Source organism: Haloferax massiliensis (assembly GCF_001368915.1).
GTDB classification, from domain to species: domain Archaea; phylum Halobacteriota; class Halobacteria; order Halobacteriales; family Haloferacaceae; genus Haloferax; species Haloferax massiliensis.
In genome coordinates this window covers 1,402,798-1,409,588 of record NZ_CSTE01000002.1, presented here as the reverse complement: position 1 = coordinate 1,409,588, position 6,791 = coordinate 1,402,798, and the positions used below count along the sequence as shown (strand labels likewise).

General features: G+C 68.1%; 8 protein-coding genes, 1 tRNA gene and 1 pseudogene. 5 read left to right on the top strand and 5 right to left on the bottom strand.

Translation table 11 applies throughout. The features are described 5' to 3' along the window. From BN996_RS11275 to BN996_RS11255, 5 genes and pseudogenes are all read left to right on the top strand, one after another. Positions 1-470: pseudogene (locus tag BN996_RS11275) on the top strand (glycosyltransferase); the annotation flags it as partial. Next, positions 463-930, top strand: a complete 468-nt coding sequence (locus BN996_RS11270; protein WP_089779076.1) for a GtrA family protein — start codon at positions 463-465, stop codon at positions 928-930. The pseudogene BN996_RS11275 and the gene BN996_RS11270, both read left to right, overlap by 8 nt. Positions 931-990: 60 nt before the next feature. Further along, positions 991-1,065, top strand: a tRNA-Met gene (locus BN996_RS11265). Between the two features lie 487 nt (positions 1,066-1,552). After that, positions 1,553-1,762 (top strand): hypothetical protein, encoded by a 210-nt coding sequence (locus BN996_RS11260; protein ID WP_089779074.1) that lies wholly within the window; start codon positions 1,553-1,555, stop codon positions 1,760-1,762. A 75-nt stretch (positions 1,763-1,837) separates the two neighbouring features. Beyond that, a complete protein-coding gene (locus tag BN996_RS11255; protein ID WP_089779072.1) occupies positions 1,838-2,263 on the top strand; it encodes a Rieske (2Fe-2S) protein in 426 nt (141 codons plus the stop codon). Between the two features lie 21 nt (positions 2,264-2,284). On the opposite strand, the gene BN996_RS11250 is transcribed toward BN996_RS11255, so the two are convergent. From BN996_RS11250 to BN996_RS11230, 5 genes are all read right to left on the bottom strand, one after another. After that, the gene (locus BN996_RS11250; RefSeq protein WP_089779070.1) at positions 2,285-3,259 is read right to left on the bottom strand and encodes an aminotransferase class IV; all 975 of its coding nucleotides are present in this window, start codon (positions 3,257-3,259) and stop codon (positions 2,285-2,287) included. Beyond that, entirely contained in the window at positions 3,256-3,960 is a 705-nt protein-coding gene (locus tag BN996_RS11245; RefSeq protein WP_089779068.1) for an anthranilate synthase component II, read from the bottom strand. The genes BN996_RS11250 and BN996_RS11245 overlap by 4 nt, the downstream gene beginning before the upstream one ends. Then, entirely contained in the window at positions 3,957-5,483 is a 1,527-nt protein-coding gene (gene pabB / locus BN996_RS11240; RefSeq protein ID WP_089779066.1) for an aminodeoxychorismate synthase, component I, read from the bottom strand. Before pabB ends, BN996_RS11245 begins: the two co-directional genes overlap by 4 nt. Before the next feature lie 113 nt (positions 5,484-5,596). After that, on the bottom strand, positions 5,597-6,376 hold the full coding sequence (locus BN996_RS11235) for a helix-hairpin-helix domain-containing protein (RefSeq protein ID WP_089779065.1): 780 nt from the start codon (positions 6,374-6,376) through the stop codon (positions 5,597-5,599). 44 nt (positions 6,377-6,420) lie between these two features. Next, positions 6,421-6,791 (bottom strand): shikimate dehydrogenase family protein (locus tag BN996_RS11230; RefSeq protein ID WP_394326166.1); only part of this gene is annotated, 371 nt, incomplete at its 5' end.

Below are 6,791 nucleotides of genomic sequence, written 5' to 3'. Positions count from 1 at the left end.
GCGACGGTGCCGACCTCGCCGTGGGGTCGCGCCGTCACCCGAACGCGACCGTCGCCTCCCACCAGACGGTCGCCCGGCGCTACCTCGGCGACGGGTTCGCGTGGCTGGCCCGCCACCTGACCGAGGTCCCGCTGTACGACTACCAGTGCGGCGCGAAGGCCATCACCGCCGCGGCGTGGAGCGACGTTCGGACCCACCTGTACGAGCCGGGATTCGCGTGGGACATCGAACTCATCGCCGTCGCGGGCGCGTTCGGTCACCGCGTGGCCGAGGTGCCGGTCGTCTGGGAGGACCAGCCGGACTCGACGGTCTCGCCGGTCGACACGACGCTCAAGATGGCCCGCGGCCTGCTCCGGTCGCGCCACCGCGCCCGGACGATTCGCGAGGACCGCCTCCACGAACTCATCGACGCTCGGAACGACGAGCGGACCCTCGTCGAGCAGTTCTCGGCGGAGGTCACGGATGACTGACCGGCTGTCGGAACTCGCTTCCGGCGTCCGGTTCGGCAAGTTCGCCTCCGTGGGTGCGGTCGGCGCGGTGTTCGACCTCTCTCTGAGCAGCCTCCTCATCGTCTTCTTCGGCGTCGCCAACGAACTCGCGAAGCTCGCCGGTGCGGAACTCGCAATCGTCGTCATGTTCGTCATCAACGACCGCTGGACGTTCGCGGGGGCCGGCTCGGACCTGCTCACCGCGAAGGTCCGGCGCTTCGTGAAGTCGAACCTCGTCAGAAGCGGCGGCCTCCTCGTGCAGGTGCTCGTCGTCCGGGCGCTCGGCGAGGTGCCGCTGTCGATTCCGGTCGCCGGTATCGACCTCTGGGAACTCATCCCGCTGCCCCTCGCTATCGGCGCGTCGATGCTCCTGAACTACGTCGCCGAAAGCCTGTTCACGTGGCGCATCGCGGCCCGTTCGAGTCAGCGCGACTCACGGTGAAAATTGACACACGGCTCCCGAAACAGAAGTCTTAACAATAGCAGACTCGTTTGTTGATTCAGCGGGATGGGATAGCCAGGAGATTCCGCCGGGCTCATAACCCGGAGATCGGTAGTTCAAATCTACCTCCCGCTATGGTTTTGCCGACCTCAACTCCTAAGCGCCGAGTCTCGGCTCGGCGCGACCCACGAGGTCGGCCACATAGCTCAGTAGAGTTGAACCGGGGAGCGTCAGCGACCGAGGTTCAAATCTACCTCCCGCTATTCTCCTGAAAACTACACCCCAAGCAGCGCGTTTTATCGCGCTGTGGCTGCCCGTTTTTCGTGGTAATCGCAACAGGTAGTTTGAACCAGAGAATCGAGCGAAGCGAGATTCGCGTCGTTCAAATCTACCTCCCGCTATGGTTTTGCTGACCTCAACTCCTGAGCGCCGAGTCTCGGCTCGGCGCGACCCACGAGGTCGGCCACATAGCGCAGTAGAGTTGAACCGGGGAGCGCCGCGAACCGGTGCGAATGAGGTCTACGTCTACGTTCTCGAACTCGCGACAGCGTGAGACCCGAACCTTCAGAAATTTCAAATCTGAAACACATATTGATAATCACTCCGCGAGTAGGGCCCGAGTATGCCCTCTACAGATTCGGGAACAGAGCTTTGGTCTGCGGTCCAGCGAGCGATACTCGGTGGACTCCTCGCCATCGTCGCGATACTCGGATTCGGCTGGACACGGCAACTGGCAACCGGTAATCTCCTCGTAGGTAGCTTCGGACTCCTCCTGTTCGTGGGTGCTGGCTACTGGATTCTCTCCCTCTTTCGGATGGGTCTCGACGAGTGAGGGCGAGACTTCGCGCCGTCGTCCCAATCGACCGCTTCCGAAGGAGATTTTCGACCCCGAGCCAACGAGAGCACAATGAGCGACCTCGAACGAATCTGCGCGGTCGGCGACGTGCCCGACGACACGACCTTTCTCTTTCGGGTCCGCGCGGCCGACGAAGACGACGCCGAGGAGCGCGAAGCCATCCTCGTCCGCACCGACGACGGCATCCGAGGGTGGCTGAACTACTGTATGCACCTGACGCACATCAAACTCGACAAGGGGTCGGGTGCGCCGATGCGCAACGGCGAGGTCATCTGTCAGAACCACGGCGCGTACTTCGAGGCAGACACGGGCTACTGCAACTACGGGCCGTGCGAGGGCGCGGTGCTCGACGACCTCGAACTCACGGTCGACGGCGACCACGTCTTCCTCTCTGACGACGAGTTCGACTACGTCGGGCAGGGCGAAATCGAGACCGACCCGGCCGACCGGAGTTCGAGTTCGAACGTCGAGTTCTGACGGCGAGCGCGGCGGCGCGGCTCAGTTCTCGTCGGCGTCGACACTGTCGCCGTCGCCGTCGCCGCTGCCACCGTCACCGCCGTAGTGGCGTCGCTCCACGTAGTCGTCGTAGAGCCGCGAGAGGAGGTTCGTCACCGGGCCGTCGCCGACCTCGATGCCGTCGACCGTCTCGACGGGTCGGAGTTCCCACGTCGAGTTCGTGAGGAACGCCTCGTTCGCGTCGCGCACGTCGTCGGGCGTGAAGCGCCGCTCCCGAATGGGGATGCCCTCCTGTCGAGCGAAGTCGAGGACGACCCGGCGGGTGATACCCGGGAGGACCGGGCCGTCGAGGCTCGGCGTACAGAGCGCGTCGTCGTCGACGAAAAAGAGGTTGCTCGTCGCGCCCTCGGTGACGTAGCCGTCGGCGTCGAGCATGAGCGCCTCGTCCGCGCCGGTGACCCGGAGTTCGACGCGCGCGAGGATGCCGTTGAGGTAGTTGTGCGTCTTCGCCCGCGCGGGGAGCGACCGGTCCGGGACGCGCCGGGTCTTGACCGTCTGGACCGACGCGGGGCCGTCCCACACGGGGTCGGAGCCGCGGCCGCCGCGGGCGAGCGGTTCCACGATGACGACGACGCGGGGGTCGACCGCCTCGGCCGGCGTGAGGCGGCCGCCCTGACTGCCGCGGGTGACCGAGAGCCTGACGTACGCCTCGTCGAGGTCGTTCGCCGCCAGCGTCTCGTCGATTCGCGCGCGCAGGTCGGCGTCGGACAGGCCGTGGTCCATCCCGAGCGCGTCGCACGTCTCGGCGAGTCGGTCGGCGTGGGCGTCCCAGTGGAACACCTCGCCGCCGTAGGCGCGGAGCGTCTCGAAGGCGGCGTCGCCGTAGAGGAAGCCGCGGTCCGTGACCGGAATCGACGCCGACTCGGCGGGGACGAGGTCGCCGTCGACGTGGTAGCGAAGCGACCGCCCACCGGCGTCGCCGTCGGCGTCTCTGTCTCCGACCCCATCGTCGCTCATTGCTCGGCCCCCCATGCCTCTGCTGCCGGGCCGTCGCCGGCGGCGAGCGCGACGAAGTTCCGAACGATGTCCTTCCCCGAGTCGGTGAGGATGCTCTCGGGGTGGAACTGGACGCCGACGTGGGGCTTCTCGCGGTGGCGGACGCCCATCACGACCGCCGGTTCGTCGCCCTCCCCAGTGTCGGAACCGCCGGCGTCTGCGTCCTCTGCGACCGTGTAGGCTGTCACCGCCAACTCGGGGGGCACGTCGCCGCGTTCGACCGCGAGCGAGTGATAGCGGCCGACTTCGATTCGGTCGGGAAGCCCCGAAAAGACGCCCGCACCGTCGTGTTCGACGAGCGAGGGCTTCCCGTGGACGACGTGGGGCGCGTGGCCGACGGGGCTTCCGAGCGCGGCACAGAGCGACTGGTGGCCGAGGCAGACGCCGAGCGTCGGGTAGTCGAGGTCGCGGAAGACCGGGACCGAGACGCCGGCCTCAGCGGGGGTGCCGGGTCCGGGCGAGACGACGATACCGTCGGGGTCGATGTCGCGGATATCGTCGGCCGAGACCGCGTCGTTGCGGTAGACGAGCACGTCGTCCGAAGCGTCTGAACCGCTTCCATTCGCGTTTTCGTCACGCGCCTCGGCGACCGCTTCGCCGACGTACTGCACGAGGTTGTAAGCGAAGGAGTCGTAGTTGTCGACGACGAGGATTCGCGTCATCGCTCGGCCCCCACGGCCATGCTGGCGCGCTCGCCGAGCGCCTCGTCGATGGCGGTGACGAGCGCCCGCGCCTTCGCCAGCGTCTCGTCGTACTCGTCTTCGGGGTCCGAATCGTGGACGATGCCCGCGCCCACGCGGAGATGGTACTCGTCTCCGAAGCGGACGAGCGTCCGGATGACGATGTTCAGCACGGCGCGGTCGTCGAAGCCGACGGCGAACATGCTCCCGGTGTAGGGGCCGCGCCGGGTGGCTTCGAGTTCGTCGATAATCTCCATCGTTCGGGGCTTCGGCGCGCCCGTGATGGTCCCGCCGGGGAACACCGCGGCGACGGCGTCGGCGAGGCTGGTCCCCTCGCGTCGGGTCCCCTCGACCAGCGAGACGAGGTGCATCACCTCCGAGTAGCGGTCCACCCGGCGGTACTCCGTCACCTCGACCGAGCCGTACTCCGAGACTTTTCCGAGGTCGTTGCGTTCGAGGTCGACGAGCATCGCGTGTTCGGCGCGCTCCTTCTCGTCGGTCGTCAGGTCGGCCTCCAGCGCGTCGTCTTCCTCGGGCGTCGCCCCCCGCGGGCGGGTGCCGGCGATGGGTTCGGTGACGAGGCGGTCGCCCTCGACGCGCAAGAGGAGTTCGGGGCTGGCGCTCACGAGGTCGACGCCGGGGAGTTCGAGCAGGCCCGAGTACGGCGCGGGATTGACCTCTCGGAGCGCCGCGTAGGCGTCTACCGGATGCACCGCGGCGGGCGCGACGAGTCGCTGCGAGAGGTTCGCCTGAAACGTGTCGCCGTCGCGGATGTACCGCTTCGCGGCGCGGACGCGGTCTGCGAACGCCTCGCGGCCGGGGGCGCTTGCGAACGTCGCCTCGTCGGCCTCGACGGGCGCGGCGACCGGGTCGGGGTCGCCCTCGACGGCCTCGACGGCGAGGTCGGTCGCCCGTCCCCGCGCCTCGTCGTAGACGGCGTCGAGGTCTGCACCGTCTTCGACGACGGGACAGCAGGTGACGCGGAGCGTCGTCTCGCCGTCGTCGGGCCGGGGCTCCTCCCACGACGCCACGAGGTCGTACAGGCCGAGTTGGAGATGCGGCAGTTCCCGGTCGTCGGTCGTCTGTTCGGGGAGCGATTCGAGTTCGCGGGCCGCGTCGTACGAGAGCCAGCCGAACAGGCCGCAGGGGTACGGCACGTCGCAGTCGCCGCGGACGAGCGTCTCCGCGTCGGCGAGCGATTCGAGCGCGGCGAGGCTCGGCGCGGTGTCGTCGCCGGAGTCGTCCCAGTCGCCGGCGGTCGGGCCGTCGGTGGGGTCGTCGACGGTCAGGCGCTCTGCGGGGTCGACGCCGAAGGCACCCCATCCGGGTTGCCCGCCGGTCGTCTCGTAGAAGAAGCCGCCGGCGTCCCGGCGAGCGCGTCGATAGGCGTCGAAGGGGTCCGAGACGGCGACGCGGGCCTCGACGGGGACGCGCGAGCCGGCGGACGCGACCGCGGCGGTCGCGCGAAAGTCGTCGCGGTCGGTGACGACGGTCGGTGCGGTCATTACCCACACCAGTCCGTCCGCCGGGTAAACGGTTTCGCGACGCGTCTGCGAGGTGTCGGAAGCGACCGCCGTTGTGAGAACAGCCGTCTCGGTCGCTCCCGGACGCGCGTCGGTTACTCCTCGCCGGCGCGGTCGATCCAGCGCTGGACGCGCTTCGGCGACACGTCGATTTTGTCGCCGACCTCGTCGGCGTCGGCCGCGGCGAGGTCCGCGGTGGTTTCGATACCGATCTCCGAGAGGCGCTCGGCGTACGCCGGGCCGATACCGCGAATCATGTCGACGGTCGGCGCGTCGGCGTCGGCGGTCGGCTCGTCGCCTTCGTCTTCGGCATCCGCTTCCGATTCACCTTCGGTGTCGGCGTCCACGCCTTCGTCTTCGGCGTCCGACTCGACCTCGGTCCCGTCTTCGGACTCCGCTTCGTCGGATTCCTCCGTTTCGGCCTCGTCGGATTCTTCCGTTTCGGCCTCACCGAGCTCGCCGGATTCGTCCTCGGCCTCGCCCTCGTCTTCGGCCACAGCGTCCGCGGCTTCCGTCTCGGGTTCCGGCTCGGGTTCTGGCTCCGCTTCGGTCTCCGCTTGGTCGTCCGGTTCGGCTTCCTCGATGGCGTCGGCCGCCGCTTCGGCGTCGTCACGGGCGTCCTCGTCGTCCGCTTGGGACTCGGCGTCGGCCTCGGGTTCGACCGCATCGTCGGCTTCCTCGTCGGTCTGCTCCGTCTCGTCGACCGGTTCCTTCACCGCGGCCTCGGTCTCGACGTTCGGTTCCTCGCGTTCGGTTCTGGTGTCGCGTTCGACCGTAACCGTCGCCGTGTCGTCACGTCCCTCCTTCGAGGAGGACGACGAGTTGCCACCAACGAGGGATTTCAAGAACGACGAAATAGTGTCAAGCAAGCCCATGTTACCTTCTCCTATGCAATCCCGTTATTTAAAAACCAGCGGCCTCAGTCGCTTTCGAGGTGGTTCCGGAGCTCGGCGTTCATCGCCTCGACGGGCGCGTCGCGGCCGGTCCACAGCTCGAACGCTTCGACGCCCTGCAGGAGGAGCATCCACGCGCCGTCGATGGTGGTCGCGCCGGCCGCGGCAGCCTCGCGGAGGAGTCGGGTCTCAAGTGGGGTGTAGACCGCGTCGAGCACGGCGAGGTCGCCGTGGAGGTACTCCGCGGGGACGGGCGTCTCCTCGGGTGACTCCATCCCGACGCTCGTCGCGTTGACGAGCACGTCCGCCCCCCGAATCCGGTCGAGCGTGTCGAGTCCGCCGCCGGTCGCGCCGGGGACGGCCGCGGCGAGTTCGACCGCGCTCTCGGCGGTGCGGT